The organism is Mycobacterium lacus, from assembly GCF_010731535.1.
GTDB classification, from domain to species: domain Bacteria; phylum Actinomycetota; class Actinomycetes; order Mycobacteriales; family Mycobacteriaceae; genus Mycobacterium; species Mycobacterium lacus.
In genome coordinates, this window is sequence record NZ_AP022581.1 from 4,078,867 (window position 1) to 4,101,747 (window position 22,881).

Below are 22,881 nucleotides of genomic sequence, written 5' to 3' on the forward strand. Positions count from 1 at the left end.
TCAGATCACGGTATGCGCACGAACCGGCGGGGACCACGAAGTCCCCGCCGGTTCGTCGGGCCGGTCCGGGGTCAGAACCCGTGGTGGTCGACCGGGCCGTGCGACGCGGGTGGCTCGGTGTGCGGCGACGTATGCGCCACCGGCGGCTGGTGATCGCCACCGAACACCGAGGGGCTCGGCGCGTGGGCCGGCCACTCGCTCGGCGCGTGCTCGGCCGGCGTGGGGGCCGGAAGGGCCGGCGTGGGGGCCGGATGGGCCGGCGCCGGAGCGTGCGGCTCCGGTGCATTGATCACCGGTGGGTGCGCGCCGCCGCCGTGGCCATCGGCGCTGCCGGGGCTGCCGATGACGGGGCCGCCACCCGACGGGGGCGTTGTGTGACCGCCAACCGTGCCGTCAGCACCGCCCCGAATGACAGGGCCCTGGCCAGCGGGAACGGTCGGGCCATGCTGGGCGGGCGGGAAACCGCCGTTGACGGTGCCGCCACCTCCGAGCGTGACGCCTTCCTGGCCGAGGATGTCGCCGTGCGCCCCGGCGCCGGCTCCCCCGGCCGCCGCACCGCCGCCGGGTCCGGTCCCCATGATGCCGTCGCCCACTCCGCCGGCCATTGCGCCCTCGGCGCCAACGTGGGCCGCGGTTCCAGCCCCACCCGCGATCGCCGGTTGCGGGGTCGCGTGGCCACCAAGCGCGGCGCTGTCGCCGCTCAGCAGGTTGCCGCGGCCGCCACCACCGATGCCTAGCCCTGCGCCGCCGGCCGCCCCGGCGCCGGCGGTACCACCCACACCGACACCCCCTAGTGGGCCGGAAACGTGAGGAGTAGCGGCGCCGTTCAACGCGGCGCCTTCGCTAGCAATCAATCCGGCTTGGCTGCTTGCGGTTGCTCCCAACGCCACGTTTGCGCCAACACCGCCCACGCCACCGAGAGCAGTCTGGCCACCCAGAGCCGCCTGGCCGCCGAGTGCGGCCTGGCCACCGAGCGTGGCTTGACCGCCGAGCGCGGCCGAACCACCGGCGCCGATGCCAACCTGGCCACCAACGCCTGCCTGACCACCGGCGCCGATCTGGACACCGCCACCTACGCGGCCTCCCATGTCGGTCCGCCCAACGGCTTCACCGGCGAAACCGACCCCGGCGTGACCGCCGACGCCACCACCGATCGCGCCTCCGGCCTGGGCGCCGACGCCAACCGCTAGACCACCGCCGACCTGACCTCCGACACCGACACCGACGTGGCCTCCGAGGCCCGCGCCGCCGCCGATGCCAGCCTGACCACCGAAACCGGCCCCGCCGCCAACGCCGCCGCCCAGACCGAGGCCCAGGCCCGCACCAACCTGACCACCAACGGCGGCCTGGCCACCAAGACCAAAGCCCAGGCCGGCGCCCACGCCCGTCTGACCACCCAGACCAACACCCAAGCCAGCGCCCACCTGGACAGCAATCCCGGCCTCAACCGCGAAGCCTGCCTGAGCGCCCAATCCCAGACCGACCTGGCTCCCAAAGCCACCGGTTGGTTCGGCGAAAGCGAGGCCGGGCATGAACCCACCGGCACCGCCCTGCCAACCCAGGCCGCCACCCGCTTGACCGAGGATCCCAGCACCGAGGTCTGCGGCGACATTGGCCAGTCCGGATCCCGCGTCACTCGCCACGACGGCGCCGGCGTCCTGCGCAACAAGCGCCGACGCATAACCGGCGTCGGACACGAAGCCCGAGTCGGGCGTCGGCGCGAAGCCGAACTGGTCGGCCACCGCCAGCTGGACCGCGCCGATCGGGTCGCCGTCATCGAGGACAAGCCCCGGCACCGCACTAGCCGCCGCGGCAAACTCTTCCGGCGACACGTTGATCAGCCCGGCATTGGTCATGGCCTGCCCAGGAGCCGACACGAAGGACTGCGCGGCTTCCTCGTTGCGAAACAGGCTCAGGATGTAGTCGACAAGCGAGGTCAGCGTGGTCATGGTCCATCCCTTCAATCGAATCTGTGCAGCTGTCCGCCGATGTGACCGGCGGTTTGCCATAAACGCTAGGGATTGCACCCCTCCCCGGAATCGGGGTCCGATCCCCCGGTGGGTCGAGTACCCATCGGGATCGGCCGCGGCGCCCCTTTAGGGGATTAGGGGATATCTAGGATCCCCCATGCCCATCGTGAAGCCACCCCCAATAGCCGCATTTGCGCACGTCAGAAACCTAACGCGCGCTACCCGTGGATGCCGAAACCGTGATGATCGGCCTCGACGGTGTGGGGGTGGATGACCGGGTGGTCCCCGATACCCGGATCCTCTGGCGGGAATACGCCGTGGTCGACGGTGGTTTCCGGCACCTCAGCCGCGGTGTGCAGGACCGGCGGTTCATTTCCGACGGCCGGAAACAGATGCGGATCCGTGGGCACGTCACCGCGGTCGGGTGTGGCCGGCTGGTTGATCACGCCGCTTGACGCTCGATGCTGTTCGACAACTCCCGCAGGGATATGTGGCGAGAATGCGTCGAGGGCGGCCGTGGCCGCTCCGCTTGCCCACACGTTGCCATGATCGGCGGGAGGTGTTCCCGCGGCGGTGGTATCCGCGTTCGCCATCGACAGCGAATCCGACACCATCGGGATCAGGTTGTTCACGTCGGCGCTGGTCACATCCGTAAGATGGGCATCGGCGATCGCCTGCGCGGGGTTGGCGGCGTAGCGTGCGGCGGCGTCGGGGTCGCGCACGAGTGAGATCACAAAATCGAGCAACGAGTTTGCCATCACGCTCCTCCTCCCCCTCAGTGTCCGATGCCGTGGCGACCACGGGGAAATCCCAGCCGATTATCAAAATGTTATCGGTTGAGGCAACGGCGTTGATCGGTGCGAAACCCACCTACCCTGCGGCACTATTAGGGGGCACGACGTTAGGGGAATTGTGGGGATATGGGGATCCAGGGTGACCGAACCCGGCACTGAGATCCCGCCGTCAGCGCGCGAGGCCATCCGGGCCCTCGCGAACGCCGCGACGGCGCCGGCCAAGGTCCTGATCAGCGGCGGTATCGGAACGGGCAAAACCACCGTTCTCGCCGCTGCCCGCGACGGGCTGCGCCGCGCCGGGTTGACCGTGCTGGCACGCCCGCCACGAGACGACGATCCACCCGACGCGGCGCTCGTTGTCGACGACGCCCAGTTGCTGACCGACGCCGAACTGTCGGACCTCGCCGACCGGGCTGCCGACCCGCGCGCGACGGTCGTGGTGGCCGCCGAAGCCCAGGAGCAGCGCGCCGCGCTGCGAGCCCTGACGACGGTCATCGAACGGGATGGATCTCGGATAGCGCTCGGACCGCTGCCGGTCGCCGACCACCTGTTGGACTGCACCGCCGGGCTGCCCTTCCTGGTTCACGCCGTGTCCGCCGGCGCGCAGTCCCCGGCGCAGCTGGCCAAGTTCGCCCTGATCGAGCGGTTGCGCCGGCACGACGACCCGACCCTGGACACCCTGCTGATCATGTCGCTCAGCCAGGAGTTAGGGACGGCCGATGTGGCAGCCGCGTTGGCGATTTCGGCAGCAGACGCCCGCGGGTTGGTCGATCGGGCCCGCGCGAGCGGACTCGTCGAACCGTCGCACACCGCGGCGTTCCTGCGGTCGGTGCATGACGCGGTCGCGCAAATCGTCGGAAATGCCCACCACCACGAGGTCGAAACCGCGTTGCTGCGTACACAATTCGACATGTCGGCGGTGTCGCCCGATCTCGCGCTGCGACTGTCCGAACACGGGCTGCGCGACGACCGGCTGGCGGACCTGCTGACCCGGCACGCCGCGCAGGCGCGCGGCCGGTCGGAGCGGGCCGCGCGGCTGTACCGGGCCGCCATCGACGCCGGTGCCACCGGGCTGACTGCCCGACTGGCGGACGCGCTCGCCCTCTCCGGGGACTGCGCCGCCGCCGCGGCACTGGCCGACGATCTGCTCGCCTCCTCGAACTCCGTCGAACGCGCCGCGGCGGTACGGATTGCGGGCAGCGTCGCGGCCCACGAGGGCAACGCGGGTCAGGCGGCCGAATTGTTCGGCTGGCTTGGCCCCTACCCGGATGCGGTGGTGGGCGCGGCAGCGGCGATCGCGCTGGCCGGGACCGGTGACCTGGCGTCGGCGCGCGCCGCGCTGCGCCTCAAGGACGCCGGCCCGCCGACGATGGCGGCTCGTGCGTCGCGCAGCCTCGCCGAAGGGCTGCTGATGACCATGGATCGGCCGTATCCGGCCGCGATGACAAGGCTGGGCCAGGCCATCGCGGCCGAACGAACGATGACCGAAGTCATTCCGGACAGCCCCGCCGCCCTGGTTGCCTTGGCGGCGATCCACGCCGGCGATCCGGTGCGCGCGCGCAGCGTCATCGGTCGCGCCGTGTGTGCCGGCGACGACGCGCTGTTCCGGCGTCGCCACCTGCTGTTGTCCGGCTGGATCAAGATGCAGGACGGGCAGCTGCCGTGGGCCAGCGCGGACGCTGTCGCGGCGGCCTCCGGTGACTTGCGCCGGCGCGACACGTTGTGGGCGGCGGCGCTGCAGACCGCGATCGCGCGCCGCGGCGGCGACGCGGGTGCGCTGCAAAACCATTGGTATGCCGCCATGGAAGTGCTCGCCGAGTACTCCGTCGACCTGTTCACGCTGCTGCCGCTGGGGGAATTGTGGATCGCGGCTGCCCGGATGCGCCAGCTGGACCAGATGCGACACACCCTGGATCAAGCGTTCAGCCTGTTGGAATCGCTGGGCAATCCCGCGCTGTGGTCCGTTCCGCTGCATTGGGCCGGGGTGCACGCCGGAATAGTCGCCAACTCGCCCGAGGCGGTGGCGCCGCACGGACAGGCCCTCAGCGGGGCGGCGGTCGGCAGCGCCCTGGCCCGGGCGCTCTCCGGCGCCGGACGCACCTGGCTGCGGGTCCTTGCCGATCAGGTCGATCCCGCCGAGGTCACCGCGGCGGCCCGGGCGTTGTCCCACGTCGGGTTGACCGCGGATGCGACCCGGCTGGCTGGTCAGGCGGCGCTGCAAACGCCCGACGCCCGGGTGTCCGGGGCCATGCTGCAACTGGCCCGCGACCTCAAGCTGAGCGCGGGCCCCACCGAAATGGCCGGCGAGACGCCCGATGAGGAACCCGCGACCGGCAGTCCGCCCCCGCCCCGCCATCCTCCGGCGGGGTCACCGCTGTCCGACCGCGAACGCGAGGTCGCCGAGCTGCTGCTGTTGGGCATGCCCTACCGCGACATTGGCGGCCAACTGTTCATCTCGGCCAAGACGGTCGAACACCACGTGGCGCGGATCCGTCGTCGCCTCGGCGCCGGCTCCCGCTCGGAGATGTTGTCGATGCTGCGCGCGATGTTGACTCGACCCGTAGGTTAGGACAGCCTCCCTCGCGCTCAGAACCGCGCAGATGTCAGTATGGGCAGGTTAAACAGGGTACGGCGTCGTGACGCCGGAGTATCTAAGCATTGGGGTGACCTTCCGTGACCACGCAAACGCTCATCAGACTGGTGCTGGGTCTGGGCATGACGGCGGTCGTGGGAGCGTTCGCTCTGCGACGGGTGTGGTGGCTGTACAAGCTGGTCATGTCCGGCCAGCCCGCCACCGGGCGCACCGAGAATCTGGGCACCCGGATCTGGACCCAGATCGCCGAGGTGTTCGGACAACGTCGGCTGCTGAAGTGGTCACTGCCGGGCTTGGCGCACTTCTTCACCATGTGGGGCTTCTTCATCCTGCTGACGGTCTACATCGAGGCCTACGGGGTGCTGTTCCAACCCAACTTCCACCTCCCGATCATCGGCCGCTGGGACGCGCTGGGCTTCCTGCAGGACTTCTTCGCGCTGGCCGTGCTGGCCGGCATCGTCACCTTCGCGATCATCCGGTTGCGCACCGAGCCGAAGGAACACGGTCGGCAGTCCCGGTTCTACGGTTCGCACACCGGCGGTGCCTGGCTGATCCTGTTCATGATCTTCAACGTCATCTGGACGTATGCCATTTTCCGCGGGGCATCGGTCAACGCGCTCGGCGACGAATTCCCTTACGGCCGTGGCGCATTCTTCTCCCACGCCATGGGCTCGCTACTACATCCGTTGGGTCAGGGCGCCAACGAGATCGTCGAGACCGTCGCGCTGATGCTGCACATCGGCGTCATGCTGGCGTTCCTGCTGATCGTGTTGCACTCCAAGCACCTGCACATCTTCTTGGCGCCGATCAACGTCACCTTCAAGCGATTGCCGGACGGGTTGGGCCCGCTGCTGCCCGTCGAAGCCCACGGCGAGCCGATCGACTTCGAAAACCCGCCCGACGACGCCGAATTCGGGCGCGGCAAGATCGAAGACTTCACCTGGAAGGCGATGCTCGACTTCGCCACCTGCACCGAGTGCGGGCGCTGCCAGTCGCAATGCCCGGCCTGGAACACCGGAAAACCGTTGTCCCCCAAGCTCGTCATCATGGACCTGCGCGACCACTGGATGGCCAAGGCGCCTTACATCCTGGGCGAGAAGAGCCAGGAGCCGCTTGAGGGTCTCGACCTCGAGACGGTCAAGGAGGAGGGCCACCATGTGCCGGAGTCCGGCTTCGGCCGGGTGCCCGGGCACGGGCCCGAGCAAGCGGCCCGCCCGCTGGTCGGCACCGCCCAACAGGGCGGTGTGATCGATCCCGACGTGCTGTGGTCCTGCGTCACCTGCGGCGCGTGCGTCGAGCAGTGCCCGGTGGACATCGAGCATGTCGACCACATCGTGGATATGCGCCGCTACCAGGTGATGATGGAGTCGGAGTTTCCGTCCGAGCTGTCCGTGCTGTTCAAGAACCTGGAGAACAAGGGCAACCCGTGGGGGCAGAATGCCTCTGACCGGACCAATTGGATCGACGAGGTCGACTTCGACGTCCCGGTCTACGGCGAGGATGTCGACAGTTTCGACGGCTACGAATACCTGTTCTGGGTGGGCTGTGCGGGCGCCTACGACGACAAGGCAAAAAAGACCACCAAGGCCGTCGCCGAACTGCTCGCCATCGCCGGGGTGAAGTTCCTGGTGTTGGGTACCGGGGAAACCTGCAACGGCGACTCCGCGCGCCGGTCGGGCAACGAGTTCCTGTTCCAGCAACTGGCCCAACAGGCTGTCGAGACCCTGGACGGACTGTTCGAGGGTGTGGAGACCGTCGACCGCAAGATTGTGGTCACCTGCCCGCACTGCTTCAACACCATCGGCAAGGAATACCGGCAGCTGGGTGCCAACTACACTGTGCTGCACCACACGCAGCTGCTCAACCGGTTGGTGCGCGACAAGAGGCTGGTCCCCCTCAGCTCCGTATCCCAAGACATCACCTATCACGACCCGTGCTATCTGGGCCGGCACAACAAGGTGTACGAGGCGCCGCGCGAGCTGATCGGCGCCGCGGGAGCGAACCTCACCGAAATGCCGCGCCACGCCGAGCGCAGCTTCTGCTGCGGCGCGGGCGGCGCCCGCATGTGGATGGAAGAGCACATCGGCAAGCGGATAAACCACGAGCGCGTCGACGAGGCGCTGGCCACCAACGCCGCCGCCATCGCAACCGCCTGCCCGTTCTGCCGGGTGATGGTCACAGACGGCGTCAACGACCGGGCGGAGGCCGGCAGCGACCGGCCTGTTCCTGAGGTGCTCGACGTGGCCCAGGTGCTGCTCGGCTCGCTCGATCACGACACGTCGCTGCTGCCGGCGAAGGGTACGGCCGCAAAGGAGGCCTCGAAGCGCGCGGCGAAGGCCGAGCCCGAGGCTGCGGCACCCAGTCCCCCTGCCGAGAAAATCGAAGAAGCGGCCGAGAAGCCGGCGGCTACAAAACCCGAGAAGGCCACCAAGGCCGTCACCGGCCTCGGGATCGCCGGCGGCGCCAAGCGCCCGGGTGCCAAGAAGACGGGGGCGCAGCCCCCCAAAACCCCGGAGGCCAAGGCGGCGGCTGCGCCGGCCAAGGGTCTGGGCCTGGCCGCCGGCGCCAAGCGACCCGGTGCCAAGAAGGGAGCCCCCCAAGCCGCTGCGCAAACCCCCGCCGCCGAGGCGCCCGCCGCCGAGGCACCCGCCGTTGAGGCACCCGCCGTTGAGGCGCCCACCGCGCCCGTCAAGGGTCTGGGTATCGCCGCCGGTGCCAAGCGGCCGGGAGCAAAGAAGAGCCCCGCGCAAGCGGCAGCTCCTACACCCGCCGCACCGGAACCCGATGCAAAGCCGGAGCCGGAGCCGCCGTCGCAACCGGACGGGGAAGCGGCTCCCCCGGCCCCGCCCGCTGCACCCGTTAAAGGGTTGGGCATCGCGCGCGGCGCCCGGCCGCCGGGCAAGCGCTGATCCACCGATTTGACACCTATCAGCAAATTTCAGTGGACAGCGATGGCACCATGGTTGACGTGACAACTCACCAGCTGCCCTGGCATGCCGCCGGTCATCACCGCCAGCGCGCCTTCGCGCAGTCGTCCAAATTGCAGGACGTCCTGTATGAAATTCGCGGCCCTGTACACCAGCACGCCGCGCGGCTGGAAGCCGAGGGGCACCGCATCCTCAAGCTGAACATCGGCAACCCCGCACCGTTCGGCTTCGAGGCACCCGACGTGATCATGCGCGACATGATCCAGGCGCTGCCGTACGCGCAGGGATACTCCGACTCGCAGGGCATCCTGCCGGCGCGGCGCGCGGTGGTCACCCGCTACGAGCTTGTCCCCGGCTTCCCCAGATTCGACGTCGACGACGTGTTCCTGGGCAACGGGGTCTCCGAGCTGATCACGATGACGCTGCAAGCCCTGCTGGACAACGGCGATCAGGTGCTGATCCCCTCGCCCGACTACCCGCTGTGGACCGCGTCGACCTCGCTGGCGGGCGGCACACCCGTGCACTACCTGTGCGACGAGACCCAGGACTGGCAGCCCGACATCGCCGACCTGGAATCCAAGATCACCGAGCGCACCAAGGCGCTGGTCATCATCAACCCGAACAACCCCACCGGCGCGGTCTACGGCCGCGAAATCCTCACTCAGATGGTCGACCTGGCGCGCAAGCATCAACTGTTGCTGCTCGCCGATGAGATCTACGACAAGGTCCTTTACGACGACGCCAAGCACATCAGCGTGGCATCGCTTGCGCCCGACATGTTGTCGCTGACCTTCAACGGTTTGTCCAAGGCGTACCGTGTTGCCGGATACCGGTCCGGCTGGCTGGTGATCACTGGACCCAAGGACCACGCCAGCAGCTTCATCGAGGGGATCAGCCTGCTGGCCAACATGCGGTTATGCCCGAATGTCCCCGCGCAGCACGCGATCCAGGTCGCCCTCGGCGGCCACCAGAGCATCGAGGACCTGGTGCTGCCCGGCGGCCGGCTGCTCGAGCAGCGCGACGTTGCCTGGAGCAAGCTCAACGAAATTCCTGGGGTCTCGTGCGTCAAACCGGAGGGCGCGCTGTATGTGTTTCCCCGGCTGGATCCCGAGGTCTACGACATCGCCGACGACGAGCAACTGGTCCTCGACCTGCTGCTGTCGGAGAAGATCCTGGTCACCCAGGGCACCGGATTCAATTGGCCGACACCGGATCACCTGCGCATCGTGACGTTGCCCTGGTCCCGTGATCTCGCGGCCGCGATCGAGCGGCTGGGCAACTTCCTGGCCAGCTACCGTCAGTAACCGCCAACGACGTGACGGGCGCGGTGGTTGGTGCCCGCGTGGGAGGTGCGCATGTGGGGTCACGGAGACATTGGGGAGCCGAGACACCCCCAAGCCAGGTCGGCGTTCTTGTCGCTGCCACCGCGAACGTGTTCACGTGCTTCCTAAAAGGGTGGTGGGTCGCGGTTGGTGTCGGGTGGGGCGGGTCCGATGTCGATGGTGCACCCGGTAGGCGCGGTGGGTTGAGTGGTGCGGGCGGTGCGGTTTTGTCGGCGTTCGGTGGCGATGCGGTGGGCGCGGTCTTGGGCGCGGGTGCGGCGGCGTTTGGGCATCATCGCGGTCCGGTGGGCGCAGTAGTCGTGCGGGGGGTCGGCTTCCGGTGCCGGCATGCCGCCGACCGCGCGGCACAGGCTGGGAAACAGCAGGGCGCTGCCCGGGGTGGTGACATAGGTGTGCCCCGACGGTGAGGTGAAAATCAGGGTCCCGTCGCGTAGTTGCCGTTCCCGCCAGCCCCAAAAGGTCTTCACAAGGTGATGGGTTCGGCATTTGCAGTTCAGGTTGGCCGCATGGGTGGGCCCACCGGCGGCGTAGGGGATCGAATGATCCACATCGCAATCGACGGCGGGCCGGTCACAGCCGGGCCAGCGGCAGGTCAGATCCCGGCACCGCACGAAATCGGCCAACGCCTTCGAGGGCACATAGCCGGGCTCGGGTGGGGCATTGCCGGGGTGAACCAGCGGTACCAGTGTGGCCGTCTTCGCGAGTTCGGCCACCAGCTCGGGGGTGATCAGCCCGTCGGCGTTCATCTCAGATGCCGGCGCCGAGCCCGTGCCATTGATGGTGGCGGGTTCGGCGATCACATGAATCACCACCGGGGCCGCGCCCGGGCGGGTGGCGGCCGGGCAGTCGGTGAGCCCGCAGCCACAGCCCAGCCGATCCGCCCCGGCCGCCAGCGCCCCCAACGCGTCGGCGCGGCGCTGCTCGCGGGTGCGCGGATCGTGGGCACACACGGTGGCCGCCAACGCAGTCAACCGCTTGTCCAGTGCGTGGGCGTCGACGCTGTACAGGCTGCCGTCGATGCGCGAGAGGCCGTCTTGGTCCTGTCCGATCGAGATCTGCCGATCGGCCTGATACTCCTTACGCCGGCGCACCGCATCGGTATCCACGCGGGCCACGATCCTATCGACCGCCCCGGACAGCCGGGCGCTGGTCATCGAGGGCCAGCGCGTCACATTGAGCGCCACCAACTCATCCACCGCCGCCAGCACCTCGGGGTCGACGATCAGATCGGTGCGGAACACGATCGTGGAAAACGCCCGAAAGTCGATCTCGCCGGCCACAAACACCGCAGCGGTCTTGGGTAGCCGCTCACGCATCGCGCGGGCATACCGCAGCCGGCCGGCGGCGCGCGCCTGGCTGATCCGCAACGCCGCACCCACCTCGGCGGCCACGGCCTCCATGGTGTCGATCGCCCAGTCCTCGGTCTCCGAACACCGCGACAACCGAGAGGCGAACAACTCCCCCACAGCCACCAGCTGCGCGGCCGCGGCCCGGTTCTCCGCCCGCGCGGCCGCACAAATCCGCTCTATCAGCCCCGCCGACTCCGCGGTGGTCGACGGATGGCGCCGCTCGACGTGCTCATCGAAACGGGCCACCACCTCCGGATCGAGCACTTGTTCGAACATACATTCGATACTAGCAGACCCCGCCGACCGCGTTGACTCATCAGAAATGCGCGCGAAAGAGATTCTCGACGAGTTGTGCGCTAACACCGGGTGGCACCGCAGCCATGCCCGCAAGGCGCTCAAAGCGGCGCTGCAACCCAAGATCGTCACCCCGCGCAGTCCGCGGCCAGTGAAGTACGGGCCTGATGTCACCGCGGCGCTGATGGTGCGCTGGACAGTGCCCGCAATGCCCGCCGGCAAACGGCTTGCGCCGATGCTCAGGCAACCGGTGGCAGTGCTGCATCAGTTCGGAGAACTGGTCATCGACGAGGCCACCGCGGCGCTGTTGGTGTCAATGTCAGCGGCCACCATCGATCGCCGCCTGGCTGGTGAGCGGACCAAACACCAGCTCAAGGGCGTGTGGGGACAAAGCCGGGATCGCTTCTCAAAAGCCAGATCCCGGTGCGCACCTGGGCCGAGTGACGACGCGCGGCCCGGGTTCGTCGAGATCGACCTGGTCTGGCGCGACGGCGGCAACCGGGCTAGAGGCCATGCCTTCACGCTGACGGTCACCGACATCGCCACCGGCTGGACCGAGAACCGCTCAATGCCGGACAAGACCGCCAAATGCGTGCCGGCCGCCCTAAATGACATTGCCCGCAAGATGCCGTTCCCGATCCTAGGTGTGGACTCCGACAACGGATCGGAATTCATCAACGACCTGTTGTTGCAACGGTGCCAGGACCGCCAGATCACCTTCACCCGGGCGCGACCGGGCTATAAGAACGACGGTCATCACGTCGAGCAGAAAAATATGGGGCAGCGGTGCGCACCGTGGTCGGCTACCACCGCCACGACACCCCCGCAGAACTGTTGCCGCTCAACGAGATCTGGCAGTTGCAGTCCAAGCTGACCAACTACTTCTACCCACAGCAGAAACCGATCTCTAAAGTCCGCAACGGCGCCACGGTGCCCAAGAAACACGACACCACCGCCACCGCGTTCCATCACGCGATCGATCACCCCACCATGACCGTGGAGCGCATCGTGGCACTAACGCGGACCTACTCCCTGATCAATCCCGCCGCCACCCAACACCAGATCCAAGCCCTGACCGCCCAGCCCCTCACGCTGGCCACCAGCATAGCTGGACCCGACGCCCTCGCGCCCATCTTCACACAAGGCAACAGGCCGACACCGACCGCGCCGGATCAAGCACGCACCGAAAGCACTTCACGAAACTGCTCGGCTTCCGCCGCCGCCGCCGCCGTCAAGGCGGTCAGGGCGGCAACGCCGTGCTGATCGGCAACGGCGGTAACGGTGGAAACGGCGGGACCGGCCCGAACACCTGCACCGCCGGCAAGGGCGGCTCCGGCGGTCTGCTGCTCGGACAGGACGGGCTGGCGGGGCTGCCGTAGCCAACCAGCCGAAATCAGCTGCGTTCCAACAACTCCAACAAGTAGCCGCCGTATCCGGACTTGACCAAGCCGCGGGCGCGCTGCGCCAGCTGCTCGTCGTCGATCCAGCCGCGCCGCCAGGCGACTTCCTCGGGAACGCTCACCTTCAACCCCTGCCGCAACTCCAGCGTGCGGACGAAGTCGCTGGCATCGAGCAGCGAGTCGAACGTGCCGGTGTCCAGCCAGGCCGTCCCGCGGGCCATCACCTCGACCGCCAGCCGGCCGCGGTTGAGGTAGATCTGGTTGACCTCGGTGATCTCGTACTCGCCGCGCGCCGATTTCTTTAAGCCCTTGGCGATCTCGATCACATCGTTGTCGTAGAAATACAAGCCCGGCACCGCGTAGTGGGACTTCGGTGTTTCGGGTTTCTCCTCCAGCGACAGCGCCATGCCGTCGGGACCGAATTCGACGACACCGTAGGCCGACGGGTTGGCCACCCAGTAGGCGAAAATGGCTCCGCCGCTGACGGTTTGGAAGCGGCTCAGGCTAGTACCCAGTCCGGGACCGTAGAAGATGTTGTCCCCCAACACCAAAGCCACCGAGTCGGTGCCGATGTGATTGGCGCCCAGCACGAACGCCTGCGCCAGCCCGTCGGGACTATCCTGCGTCACGTAGCTGATGTCGATGCCGAATTGCGTCCCGTCGCCTAGGAGTCGCTGGAATCCGGCCGCGTCGTGGGGCGTGGTGATCACCAGAATGTCGCGGATGCCGGCCATCATCAGCGTGGACAGCGGGTAGTAGACCATCGGCTTGTCGTAGACCGGCAGCAACTGCTTGCTGATGCCGATGGTGATCGGATGCAGGCGGGTGCCCGAACCGCCGGCCAAGATGATCCCCCGCATGAATGGCTCCTAATGCCTCAATCGAGCTTACTCAACCAGGTCTGCCTCGGTCAGCTCCGTGGCCGCCAGCGCCGACGCCAAGTCCTCATGGCGGAACACCGAGGTGACATGATCGTGCACCACCCGGAACGCCGACGCCTTCGTGACGTCGCCGGGATCGTCCTCACGGCTGATCTCCTGCTCGACGACCACGATCCCCTCGTGCACGTACATCCGGCCAAGCTCTGCCGTGGTGTTGAGGGAAGCGGCCCACCGGCGCAGCGCCTGGTGGCCCTGCGCGGCGCCGTGCGCGTCGCCGATGTCGATGTCGTCGCTGGACAAGGCCACCAGGGTCTCGAGGTCGGAGGCGCTGAGGGCGTCGTGCCACGCCAATACGGTGGCAATCTCCGATGTGGTCATGGTCTGCAAATTACCGCGTAAACCCGGGCTGGTCACAGGTTTAGAGGGGCGTTCGTTCCAGCCATTTTTCCCAGACGGCATCATCGCCGAACATCGCGATGCCGGTGTCGGCGACCGGGACTCGGCGCACCATCGCCAGCAGCAGCTCGGTGGCACCGCCGCGCAGAGCCACCGTGCCCTTGCCGTGCTCGTGTGACCAGGTGATCCCCGACTCTGAAGCGCGGATCGTCCATTCGCCTGCCTCACCCAACCCAGGATCGACGGCGTGCAGGTGGATGGTGGTGTCGTCCTCTAGCGGCAGTGGCACGCCGTCGCTGCCGGCCTGGATCGCGACGCGCTCGAGCCACTCGGTGATCGCATCGGCGGCGATCTCGGGCGCGAGGGTGAAGTCAGCGCCGACCGCGATCGCGGCGTCGGCCCGGTGCACCGCCGTTTCATGCAGTCGTCGCCGGGTCCACCAGATGGCGGGGCGCGGCCCGAGGAATGTCCACACCGTCGTTTCGGCACCAGTCCGTTCGACGGCATCGACCATGAGCTGCGCTCCGTCCTGCAACCAGGAGATCGCCTCGTCGGGATCCGGCGGGGGCTTGCCCTCTTCCACGCGGCGGGGATCGAGGAAGTGGTCAAGCTGGTCTCTGACGATCTGCGCGGCCCAGCGGTCGCCGCGACCGACGTGGCGGAGCAGTTGCTGAAGGCTCCAACCGGGGCAGGTCGGCACCGGCTTGGACTCGTCCGCGTTGCGGATCAATTCCGCAAAAGCGCGGTTCTGTTCGAGGAATGCCGCCGCGTAGTCCACGCGGTCAGGTTACTCGGGTGCTGCGTGTGCATCGACTGTCGGTGGGAGACGCCAGGCTGGGACGCGATCGCCGTCGCGCGTAGTCTGCAACTAGTCCAGTTCCATCGGGGAGGAGGTGCACGGTGACCGACCTTGCACACCTGCCGCGGGGTTTGCTGAGCCTCGAGCAGTGGGATGCGCTGGAACTCGACCCGACGCGACGGTGGGAACTGAGTGAGGGGACACTCATCATGTCGCCGCGTCCGCAGCTATGGCATCAGCGGATTTCGAAAAGGCTTACCCGCCTCCTTGACGATCACCTGCCGGATGGGCTCGAAGCGCTTCCCGAGATCGAGGTGATCACGAGGGCATCGTTCCCGCCGAGTGTGCGCGATCCGGACATCGTTGTGGTTCGGGATCGCGTGTTCGAGGGGCGCCCTGCCCGGGTTCCTGCAGCAGATGTTGTGCTCGTCGTCGAGATCGTGTCGCCCGGCTCGCGCGGGACAGACCACGTCATGAAGTTGCATGAATACGCGAAGGCTGGCATCGAGAACTACTGGATCATCGATCCCGACGCACCGATCAATGACCGGTTTCTCGCGTACCACCTCGAGGGCGAAAACTATCGACGCGTCATGGCGCTCGAGGGAGATCGGGTCCATGTGCTCGAGCCGATGGACATGGAATTCACGGTGGATGAGTTGACTGGCCACTAAAGCGCCGTGCGCTCGATTCGAGCCGGCATCGGGTGAGCGCATCCGCGAAATCGGCTTCGGCCCCGGCAACACCCTTGGGCTGCGCACCGCTGCCGGTGCCGAAGTGATCGGCGTAGAAGTCTCGGCGACCATGATCGCAATCGCCGCGCACCGCAATTGCGAAACAGATTGCGGCTGGGCTTATCTCGCTGCATCGAGGGGACGGGACAACCCTGCCGATCGCTGATGAGGGCCTTGACAAGGCTCTCAGCGTGCACAACTTCTACTTCGGGCGGGATCCCCGCGCCAGCCCGCGCGACATCGCTCGAGCATTGCGGCCCGGCGCTCGACTCGTCCTGACCTCCATATCCGATGACCGACCGCTCGCGGCGCGCTTCGACCCCTCGATCTACCGCGTGCCCACCACCGACGACACCGCGGCGTGGCTTCGCGCCGCGGCTTCAGCGACGTCCGCATCGAGCGCAGGTCCGACCATCCGTCGACCGTGTGGTTCACGGCAACGGCGACCTGACGACGGCGCCGATGTCGGCGAGCGCCTGGAGAACCTCGGCCGATCGGGGGGTGGCGGACGGGTCGGCGATCCACTGGATCATGAGGCCATCGACGACTGCCATCAGCACTGAAACGATCGTCGGCAGGCTTTCCGGTGGTTGCACGTCGGTGCCGGCAAGGGCAGCGTGGGCCAGGTCGACCGAACGTTGCCGCACGTCGGCATATCCGGCAGCAAGGCGTTCCCGCAGAACCTCTGAGCGCAGCGCGGGGGCGTACGACTCGATGCACGCGTAGACGGCTGGACGGATCTGCTCGAACGAATCAACTGTCGCCTCGAGGACAGCCCGCATCTGTTCGTAGGGACTGCAGGCCGCGGACCGATCGAACGCCTCCTGGATGAGCTGGTTCCAGGTGGAAAAGCAGCGAGCGAGGGCATCGTCGAGCAGCGCGTCCTTGCTGCCGAAGTGGTAATTGATCGACGCGACGTTCACCCCTGCGGCGCGAGCGATGTCGCGCGAGCTGGTGTTGCCATAGCCGCGTTCCCGTAGGCAAGCGAGAGCGCCGTCCAGCAGTTTGTCGCGGTTGGTGCGGAGCTGTTGCATGGATGCATCCTATCGTGATAAACAATCGTTTACATCAAACATTTGTTGATCGGGCGGAGAGACTGTGGCAAACGAGGTTGTTCGTTTCATCGGAGTGTTCAATGGCGACGGTGGGGTGCGGGGCGAGCTGGCCTACGTGTTCAGCAAGCTGCGCGGGACGACGTCCTGCGCGCTATGTGACATCACCCATCGGGGGTTGCGGGCCAACCCCCAGTGGAAGGACGTGACGTGCGCTCTGGGTGTCCCGTTCGACCTTGTGCACCGCAATGAGCGCTCCGCCGACGTCGCAAGGTTGACCGGTGACCTGACTCCGGCGGTATTGGCACAGACAAACGACGGGCACCAAATGCTGATGGGCCCCAACGATTTTGCAGGTGTGTCCGGCGACGCCGGCGACTTCATTCAAGCGCTGCGTCGGGCCTGCATCGACCGCGACGTGTCGTGGCCGGGGGTTGCGGCCCCGGAGTTCGACAAGGAGGCACGGTGACTGCGACGTTGCCACCCGGGCCGCGGCTGCCCCGCTATGTGCAGAGCGTGCTGTATCTGAAGTTTCGGGAATGGTTCCTGCCGGCGATGCACCGCAAGTACGGAGACGTGTTCTCGTTGCGGGTGCCTCCGTACGCTGACAACCTCGTGGTCTACACACGGCCGGAACACATCAAAGAGATCTTCGCGGCCGACCCGAAGTCCCTCCACGCGGGCGAGGGCAACCAGATCCTGGGTTTCGTGATGGGCGAGCACTCGGTGCTAACGACCGACGAAGCCGAGCATGCGCGGATGCGTTCGCTGCTGATGCCTGCATTCACCCGGGCCGCTCTGCGCGAATACCGCGACATGATCGCCTCGGTTGCCCGTGAGCACATCGCGCGATGGCCTATCGGTGCCGGCATCAACAGCCTTGACTGCATGAACGCGCTCACTCTCGACGTCATTCTGCGGGTCGTTTTCGGTGTCACCGATCCAAATGTCAAGGCCGAGTTGACCACTCGCCTGCAGGAAATCATCAACGTCCGGCCCGCGATCTTCGCGGGGCTTCGATACCCGTGGCTGAAACGGGTGAACCCGTGGAAGCGCTTCTTCGACAGCCAGGGCAAGATCGACGCCATCCTGTACCGTGAAATCTCTGCTCGCCGCACAGTTTCCGACCTCGACATCCGCACCGATGTGTTGTCCCGACTGCTGCAGAGCAAAGACGCGTCGACGACGCCCTTGACCGATGCCGAGCTGCGCGACCAACTCATCACCCTGCTGCTGGCCGGCCATGAGACGACCGCCGCGGCGCTGTCCTGGACGCTATGGGAACTTGCCCAGGCTCCCGGCATCCAGGACCAGGTCGTCTCCGCGGCCGCCTCAGGTGATGACGGTTTCCTGGAGGCGGTCTTCAAGGAGGGGATGCGCCGGCACACGGTAATCGCTTCTACTGCAAGGAAAGTCACGGCTGCAACCGAAATCGGCGGCTGGAAACTGCCCGCGGGCACGGTGGTCAACACGTCGATCCTGCTTGCCCACGCCAGAGCGGAATCACACCCCAGCCCCAAAGAGTTCTGCCCCAGCCGGTTCCTCGACGGCAGTGTTGCACCGAACACTTGGCTCCCGTTCGGCGGGGGTGTACGCCGATGCCTTGGCTTTGGGTTCGCACTCACCGAGGGCGTAGTCATCCTGCAGGAGATATTCGGGCAACTCACCATCAGTGCATCGGAATCCCCCAAGGGCGAGACGCCCATGGTGCGCAACATCACCACCGTTCCCAAACATGGTGCACGCCTTCGGCTTACCCGGCAACGCAGCCTGGTCGGGTGCGGCGGCGGCGCCGAAATGCCATAGACCAACATTGGTGTCGACGTGGTGGAGGTGGATCGGTCGACGACGATCGCTCACTGGCAGGAGTTACGGCCGTCGCGAACAGCCCGGGCCTGGCCAACCCACCGCTTCATCCCCATCGACGACCGCTACCGGCATCCGGATGCCCACCCACGCTCCTATGCGACCGGGAGTACCTGCGCTGGCTGGGCCCGACGGGCACCGAGCCTGAACAGCCGCCAGCCGGCCCGCTGCCAGCGGGTGACGTCGAGGCAGTTGCGGCCGTCCACGACGACCCGGGCCCGCACTCGGTCGGCTAGGTCGTCGGGGTCGAGGTCGACGAACTCCCGCCATTCGGTCAGCACCAGCACCGCATCCGCGCGCTCGCACGCCTCGGCGACCGAAACCGCGTAATTCAGCGTGGGAAACAGCCGGTTCGCGTTGTCCAGCGCCTTCGGGTCGTACACATTGACCGTGGCGCCGTTGAGCTGCAGCTGGCCCGCGACGTTGAGTGCGGGCGAGTCCCGCACGTCGTCGGACTCGGGTTTAAACGCCGCGCCGAGCACCGCGATGTTGGCGCCCAGCAGCGAGCCGCCGCACGCGGCGGTGGCCAGCTCGACCATCCGGGTGCGCCGGCGCATGTTGATGCTGTCGACTTCTCGCAAAAAGGTCAGCGCCTGGTCGGCTCCCAGCTCACCCGCGCGGGCCATGAACGCGCGGATGTCCTTGGGCAGGCAGCCACCGCCGAAACCCAAACCCGCGTTGAGGCATTGCCGTCCGATCCGGGGGTCGTATCCCAGCGCATCGGCCAACAGGCTGACGTCGGCGCCCGCGGCCTCACACACCTCGGAGATTGCGTTGATGAACGAAATCTTGGTTGCCAGAAAGGCATTGGCGGAAACCTTGACCAACTCCGCGGTCTGCAGGTCGGTCACCAGAAAGGGCACGCCGCCATCCAGCAGCGGCGCATACAGCTCGCGAACGGCCGGCTCGGCGCGTGTCGAATGATCCTGCACCCCAAGCACAATGCGATCCGGATGCAGGGTGTCGTGCACGGCGAAACCCTCGCGCAGGAACTCCGGATTCCAGGCGATTTCGACGTCGACGCCCCGGGCCGCCAGCGCACCGGCGCGTCGGCCCAGTTCTGCCGCGGTGCCCACCGGGACCGTCGACTTGCCGACGAGGACCGACGGCCTGGTCAGGCGCGGCACCAGCGCGTCGATGACGGCGTGGACGTGGCGCAAGTCGGCGCCGTATTCGCCCTTCTTCTGCGGTGTCCCAACCCCCAGGAAATGCACGTCGGCGAACTCGGCGGCCACGTCGTAGTCGGTGGTGAACCGCAAACGCCCGGCGGCGAGGTTGTCGGTCAGCAGCTGTCGCAGGCCGGGCTCGTAGAACGGGATGTCGCCACCGGCGAGCTTGGCGACCTTACCCGGATCGATATCGACCCCGACGACGTCGTGTCCGAGTTCCGCCATTCCGACGGCATGGGTAGCACCCAGATAGCCCGTGCCGAAGACGGTGCATCGCATAACACCGTGTGTAGGTGGCCGCGATGAGCGAACCGCATCGCGACGCTGAACGGCAGGTGACGGCTACCCGGCGAATTTAGATGCCGGGGATCCCCGGGATGTTGAACCCACCGCGGCCGTGACCACCACCCCTTCCGCCGCCGTGACCTCCACCGTGACCGCCCCCGGGGAACTTGCCGCCGGGGACCTTGCCGAAGTTAGGGGGCTTGCCGCCGCCACGGCCCCCGCCGGGGGGTCGAAGGGTAATTGGGGGCTCAGGACGGGGGGCACGGGTATCGGAACTGGCACCGGTATAGGCGCCGCCGGTGCGGGGGCAGGAGCGGCTGGCACCGGGATCGGCGCGGGCGCCGGGGCAGGAGCCGGGACCGGAACCTGTTGCGCGGGGGCCGGCGGTACTACCGCAGGAGCGGGAGTTGGCGCGGCCGGTGCCGGAGGGGGCGCTGCCGGTGCCGGCGGTGTCGGGGCGACGACGTTGTGGCCCGGATCGGGTCGCAGTTCCGCCGTCGGTCGGATGGCTATCGCCAGCGCAACGAGCAGCGCCGCCACCCCGATGATAAAGATCGCCGCCAACGTGCTACCGAGCAGCGTGAACGATCCCCGCTCGCGTTGAGCGGCCGTGACCTCCCCGACATGGGTGTCAGCCACGTCGTCGGGAATGGCGCTGTAGGCGAGGCCATCGTCGGCATCGGCGGCGACGTCGAGGTAGGCGGGTGCGAGCGTAATCGGATTGACCGCACCGGTGCCGGGATCCTGGGCGTAGGCCCGCGCCGCGGTCGAGGAGACGAACAGCGGCGCATGTGCCGACGCCAGCGCCGCCCCCCTGGCCAGCGCGGTGTCGGGCTCCTCCGGCGCAGTTAACGGCAGCGATGTCGCCGCCTCCAGTGCCGGCTTGATCATCGGAAGGTCGATGCCGGAGCCGACGACGAACACAGCGTCCGGGCGCGTCTGTAACGCCTCGGCGTCCGAGACCATCGTGGCCAACTGGGCCACCGCCGCGTCGTCGTCGTCGACGAGGCCCTGCCGATGAACGTCGGCGATCGACCCGTCGGCGGTGTCGACGACCGCCAAGGTGGCGGCATCGGGCTCGATGAACAACAGCGCGGTCTGGGCGTAATTGGTTTCGTTGCCAACTGCATGAGCGAGCGCGGCCGCGGCCAGAAACGCCGAGACCAGCATGACGTTCTCGATCTTGCGCGCGGCCAACGCGTCGCGCAGCGCAGCGGCCTCGATCGGGTCTGTCCAGGTCACGCCGGTAGCTGTCAGCTGGTAGCCGCCCTCGGCCGCGCCCTCCCTGGTCCCCAGGATCGCGGAGATCACCTGATCGGCCGCGGCGGTTGCGGCCAAGTCGGGAATGACTTCGAACTTGTCTTCGTCGACGATGGCGCCGTCACCGTTCTCGCCTTCGACCAGCACCATCTGGACAGCCGACGGTGCCATCGACACACCCAGTACGGTGTCCAAAGCTCCCCCAACGGTCTTTGGTCGCCAGTCGCGGGCCCAATCCCGAGTCTATTGGGTCGACTCTACTCGCGTCCGCCTGCCACGGCTGCAGCGCGAAGCTAACTGGACCTGATGAAGTTCTGGTACGAACGAGACGGCGTGGGTCCCCGCTGACCCTGGTATTTCGACCCCACTCCCGTACTCCCGTAAGGGTGTTCGGACGGGCTGGTCAATCGCAAGATGCACAGCTGACCGATCTTCATGCCCGGCCACAGCGTGATCGGCAGGTTGGCGACGTTGGAGAGCTCTAACGTGATGTGGCCGGTGAAGCCGGGATCGATGAAGCCCGCGGTGGAATGTGTCAGCAGTCCCAGCCGGCCCAGCGACGACTTGCCTTCCAGCCGTCCCGCGAGGTTGTCGGCCAGGGTGACCAGCTCCAGCGTGGAGCCGAGCACGAACTCGCCCGGGTGCAGCACAAACGGTTCCCCGTCGAGCGGTTGCACCAGGCTGGTCAGCTCGTCCTGCTGCTGCGCGGGATCGATGTGGGTGTAGCGGGTGTTGTTGAACACCCGGAACATGCAGTCAAGGCGAACGTCGACGCTGGACGGCTGTACCAGGGTGTCGTCGAACGGATCGATGCCCAACCGCCCGGCGGAGATTTCGGCCCTGAGGTCGCGATCGGAGAGCAGCACCCGACGAGCGTATCTGCTGCTGGACTGGCTCAGCGGAGGTAGATTTCGCCGCCGGTGGGGTATCCGCCGCCGGTGGTGGTGATGTGGACGTGGTCGTAGTGGCCGGCCCCGGTCGCATGTGCGCCGTTGGGCGTGTAGTAGACGCCACGCCAAATCGCGTCTTGCATCCCGAATCGAGTCGCGTTGGTGAGCACGAATGCGACGATCTCGTTTCCCAGCGCTATGCCCTCGGCGGTGCCGGGGTTGGGAATCATCACGTCCAGCGCATAACCGCCGGGATGCCATCGCAGCGCGTCCGGGCGAACGCCACCGATTTCGTGAATCTGGGGGAAGGCCGCACTGATGCTCCGGGCGGCCAAGATGGTCTTGACCTGTAGGCCCTGCTCCGGTGCGACCCCGACGGGCAAAAAGCGGGACCGGTTGTCGACCCGCCATCTCGATGCCCTGACGAACTCGGCTTCGGTGAAGCCCATCCCGACGGCGCCATGGGACGTATCCGACGGAATCGCGATCGGTGCTGTTGCCACCACCTCCATGCAGCACGGCGCGATGTCGCCAATAACCGGCTGGGCGTCACCGCGGGGCGCGAAAGAATGGACATCACCCGCTGTCGCAAAGAAGACGGCCGCCGGGGCAATGAGCGCAGCCAGGACTGCTGACGACCTTCGTCGGTCCCTGGCTAATTCGTGCCGACCCACGAAGAGCAGATTACGACACGATAACGAAATAATAAATATAAAATTTTTAAGATCCCTAAGTAGCAGCCGCTCGCGACCACGGGTCAATTTGGGTATTCGGACTTCGATACCGGCCGCCATCTCGGGCGGTGCCAGGCACGGCAGTGAGCTGAGCCGGAGTCGCGGGCGTCGTGCCATACGGTCCGAACCCGGCGACCGGGACCTG

The 22,881-nt window shown here is 67.2% G+C and carries 18 protein-coding genes and 2 pseudogenes; 9 read left to right on the top strand and 11 right to left on the bottom strand.

Translation table 11 applies throughout. The features are described 5' to 3' along the window. Positions 1–71 precede the first annotated feature (71 nt). Positions 72–1,949 carry an IniB N-terminal domain-containing protein gene (locus tag G6N24_RS18825; RefSeq protein ID WP_163745557.1) on the bottom strand — a complete coding sequence of 626 codons (1,878 nt, stop codon included), beginning with the start codon at positions 1,947–1,949 and terminating at the stop codon, positions 72–74. A gap of 239 nt (positions 1,950–2,188) precedes the next feature. Beyond that, positions 2,189–2,728 (bottom strand): Rv0340 family IniB-related protein, encoded by a 540-nt coding sequence (locus G6N24_RS18830; RefSeq protein ID WP_085160534.1) that lies wholly within the window; start codon positions 2,726–2,728, stop codon positions 2,189–2,191. A gap of 127 nt (positions 2,729–2,855) precedes the next feature. On the opposite strand from G6N24_RS18830, the gene iniR reads away from it, so the two are divergent. The 3 genes from iniR (at position 2,856) to G6N24_RS18845 (ending at position 9,588) form a co-directional block, all read left to right on the top strand. After that, on the top strand, positions 2,856–5,333 hold the full coding sequence (iniR, locus tag G6N24_RS18835) for an isoniazid response ATPase/transcriptional regulator IniR (RefSeq protein WP_232070823.1): 2,478 nt from the start codon (positions 2,856–2,858) through the stop codon (positions 5,331–5,333). Between the two features lie 104 nt (positions 5,334–5,437). Then, entirely contained in the window at positions 5,438–8,266 is a 2,829-nt protein-coding gene (locus G6N24_RS18840) for a (Fe-S)-binding protein (protein ID WP_085160538.1), read from the top strand. A 32-nt stretch (positions 8,267–8,298) separates the two neighbouring features. Next, a complete protein-coding gene (locus G6N24_RS18845; RefSeq protein WP_085160540.1) occupies positions 8,299–9,588 on the top strand; it encodes a pyridoxal phosphate-dependent aminotransferase in 1,290 nt (429 codons plus the stop codon). A gap of 143 nt (positions 9,589–9,731) precedes the next feature. On the opposite strand, the gene G6N24_RS18850 is transcribed toward G6N24_RS18845, so the two are convergent. Next, positions 9,732–11,252: an HNH endonuclease signature motif containing protein gene (locus tag G6N24_RS18850; RefSeq protein ID WP_163745558.1), complete on the bottom strand. Its 1,521-nt coding sequence runs from the start codon at positions 11,250–11,252 to the stop codon at positions 9,732–9,734. 46 nt (positions 11,253–11,298) lie between these two features. Between G6N24_RS18850 and G6N24_RS18855 the strand changes: the two are divergent. Together G6N24_RS18855 and G6N24_RS25405 are read left to right on the top strand one after the other, a co-directional pair. After that, positions 11,299–12,533, top strand: a pseudogene (locus G6N24_RS18855) (integrase catalytic domain-containing protein). Next, on the top strand, positions 12,527–12,649 hold the full coding sequence (locus tag G6N24_RS25405) for a hypothetical protein (RefSeq protein WP_264035137.1): 123 nt from the start codon (positions 12,527–12,529) through the stop codon (positions 12,647–12,649). The pseudogene G6N24_RS18855 and the gene G6N24_RS25405 overlap by 7 nt, the downstream one beginning before the upstream one ends. Before the next feature lie 14 nt (positions 12,650–12,663). Here the strand turns inward: G6N24_RS25405 and rfbA are convergent, their stop codons facing one another. From rfbA to G6N24_RS18875, 3 genes are read right to left on the bottom strand one after another with little or no spacing between them, the layout of a single operon-like run. After that, positions 12,664–13,530, bottom strand: coding sequence for a glucose-1-phosphate thymidylyltransferase RfbA (gene rfbA, locus G6N24_RS18865; protein ID WP_085159342.1), 867 nt, complete (start codon positions 13,528–13,530; stop codon positions 12,664–12,666). 27 nt (positions 13,531–13,557) lie between these two features. Continuing rightward, the gene (locus G6N24_RS18870; RefSeq protein ID WP_085159344.1) at positions 13,558–13,929 is read right to left on the bottom strand and encodes a nuclear transport factor 2 family protein; all 372 of its coding nucleotides are present in this window, start codon (positions 13,927–13,929) and stop codon (positions 13,558–13,560) included. Between the two features lie 40 nt (positions 13,930–13,969). Further along, on the bottom strand, positions 13,970–14,725 hold the full coding sequence (locus G6N24_RS18875) for a maleylpyruvate isomerase family mycothiol-dependent enzyme (protein WP_085159346.1): 756 nt from the start codon (positions 14,723–14,725) through the stop codon (positions 13,970–13,972). Between the two features lie 122 nt (positions 14,726–14,847). Here G6N24_RS18875 and G6N24_RS18880 point away from each other — a divergent pair, with 122 nt between their 5' ends. Both G6N24_RS18880 and G6N24_RS18885 read left to right on the top strand, forming a co-directional pair. Further along, a complete protein-coding gene (locus tag G6N24_RS18880; RefSeq protein ID WP_085159348.1) occupies positions 14,848–15,420 on the top strand; it encodes a Uma2 family endonuclease in 573 nt (190 codons plus the stop codon). Between the two features lie 22 nt (positions 15,421–15,442). Further along, positions 15,443–15,931 (top strand): annotated as a pseudogene (locus G6N24_RS18885) (class I SAM-dependent methyltransferase); the annotation flags it as partial. Here G6N24_RS18885 and G6N24_RS18890 read toward each other — a convergent pair. Next, positions 15,912–16,514 carry a TetR/AcrR family transcriptional regulator gene (locus G6N24_RS18890; RefSeq protein WP_085159350.1) on the bottom strand — a complete coding sequence of 201 codons (603 nt, stop codon included), beginning with the start codon at positions 16,512–16,514 and terminating at the stop codon, positions 15,912–15,914. The pseudogene G6N24_RS18885 and the gene G6N24_RS18890 overlap by 20 nt on opposite strands. Before the next feature lie 64 nt (positions 16,515–16,578). Between G6N24_RS18890 and G6N24_RS18895 the strand changes: the two genes are divergently transcribed. Next, positions 16,579–17,001: a hypothetical protein gene (locus G6N24_RS18895; RefSeq protein ID WP_085159352.1), complete on the top strand. Its 423-nt coding sequence runs from the start codon at positions 16,579–16,581 to the stop codon at positions 16,999–17,001. Further along, positions 16,956–18,338: a cytochrome P450 gene (locus G6N24_RS18900; RefSeq protein WP_085159354.1), complete on the top strand. Its 1,383-nt coding sequence runs from the start codon at positions 16,956–16,958 to the stop codon at positions 18,336–18,338. Before G6N24_RS18895 ends, G6N24_RS18900 begins: the two co-directional genes overlap by 46 nt. Before the next feature lie 155 nt (positions 18,339–18,493). Here the strand turns inward: G6N24_RS18900 and G6N24_RS18905 are convergent, their stop codons facing one another. From G6N24_RS18905 to G6N24_RS18920, 4 genes are all read right to left on the bottom strand, one after another. Continuing rightward, positions 18,494–19,846: a UDP-glucose dehydrogenase family protein gene (locus G6N24_RS18905; protein WP_085159356.1), complete on the bottom strand. Its 1,353-nt coding sequence runs from the start codon at positions 19,844–19,846 to the stop codon at positions 18,494–18,496. 63 nt (positions 19,847–19,909) lie between these two features. Continuing rightward, entirely contained in the window at positions 19,910–21,283 is a 1,374-nt protein-coding gene (locus G6N24_RS18910) for a DUF7159 family protein (RefSeq protein ID WP_420866028.1), read from the bottom strand. Between the two features lie 122 nt (positions 21,284–21,405). Beyond that, positions 21,406–21,978: a dCTP deaminase gene (gene dcd / locus G6N24_RS18915; protein WP_085159358.1), complete on the bottom strand. Its 573-nt coding sequence runs from the start codon at positions 21,976–21,978 to the stop codon at positions 21,406–21,408. 29 nt (positions 21,979–22,007) lie between these two features. Next, positions 22,008–22,676, bottom strand: coding sequence for a hypothetical protein (locus tag G6N24_RS18920; RefSeq protein WP_085159359.1), 669 nt, complete (start codon positions 22,674–22,676; stop codon positions 22,008–22,010). Between the last annotated feature and the right edge of the window lie 205 nt (positions 22,677–22,881).

Bases quoted from the DNA above. Each gene is read 5' to 3' on its own strand.
- G6N24_RS18825 (WP_163745557.1), bottom strand. From the start codon at position 1,949: ATGACCACGCTGACCTCGCTTGTCGACTACATCCTGAGCCTGTTTCGC.
- G6N24_RS18830 (WP_085160534.1), bottom strand. From the start codon at position 2,728: ATGGCAAACTCGTTGCTCGATTTTGTGATCTCACTCGTGCGCGACCCC.
- G6N24_RS18850 (WP_163745558.1), bottom strand. From the start codon at position 11,252: ATGTTCGAACAAGTGCTCGATCCGGAGGTGGTGGCCCGTTTCGATGAG.
- rfbA (WP_085159342.1), bottom strand. From the start codon at position 13,530: ATGCGGGGGATCATCTTGGCCGGCGGTTCGGGCACCCGCCTGCATCCG.
- G6N24_RS18870 (WP_085159344.1), bottom strand. From the start codon at position 13,929: ATGACCACATCGGAGATTGCCACCGTATTGGCGTGGCACGACGCCCTC.
- G6N24_RS18890 (WP_085159350.1), bottom strand. From the start codon at position 16,514: ATGCAACAGCTCCGCACCAACCGCGACAAACTGCTGGACGGCGCTCTC.
- G6N24_RS18905 (WP_085159356.1), bottom strand. From the start codon at position 19,846: ATGCGATGCACCGTCTTCGGCACGGGCTATCTGGGTGCTACCCATGCC.
- G6N24_RS18910 (WP_420866028.1), bottom strand. From the start codon at position 21,283: ATGGCACCGTCGGCTGTCCAGATGGTGCTGGTCGAAGGCGAGAACGGT.